1 pseudogene is annotated in these 489 nt (G+C 53.4%); it reads right to left on the minus strand.

The features are described from left to right. Nucleotides 1-446, minus strand: a pseudogene (locus AF337_RS44665) (Ulp1 family isopeptidase); the annotation flags it as partial. Nucleotides 447-489 lie beyond the last annotated feature (43 nt).

Genomic DNA, 489 nt, shown 5'->3' on the forward strand with positions numbered 1-489 from the left:
TTGAAAGAGATAGTGTGTTTTCCCATGTCTTCGGTGAAGTCTTGGTAATCTTTTTGCAACGACTGTTGCTGCTGATCAGTACCGGTGAGTCGGCTGACTATGCTCTCCCTGCCCTCCCTTTGGAGCCAATCGCTAAACCTCCGTTGATTGCTGGCCATATTCCAGACAACATTCCTCTTGGAAGTCGAGACCGGTCGGAGCTTACTCCGCTCTTCGTTGGCCAAGGCATCAATAATGAGGGCGTCGTCGGGATAGGGAACATGAATTCGGCGCCCCATCAGGCGCGGCCCAGGTCCAACGGCTTGGAGTTCTTGCCCCTCAGGCGAGAGCCTCCTGAAATGAGACAGTGCTGAGTTAAGACGCTTACGATCGTCCCCACCGTTTGCCCAGTAATCCGCGATATCACCGGCTAGCGAATCTGGATCGTTTAAAAGCCGAGAAGCCATCGAATCTCTGTTTTCTGCTCGGAGCCAACGAGCGAACCTCCTA

This window comes from Rhizobium ecuadorense (assembly GCF_001187535.1).
GTDB lineage: Bacteria > Pseudomonadota > Alphaproteobacteria > Rhizobiales > Rhizobiaceae > Rhizobium > Rhizobium ecuadorense.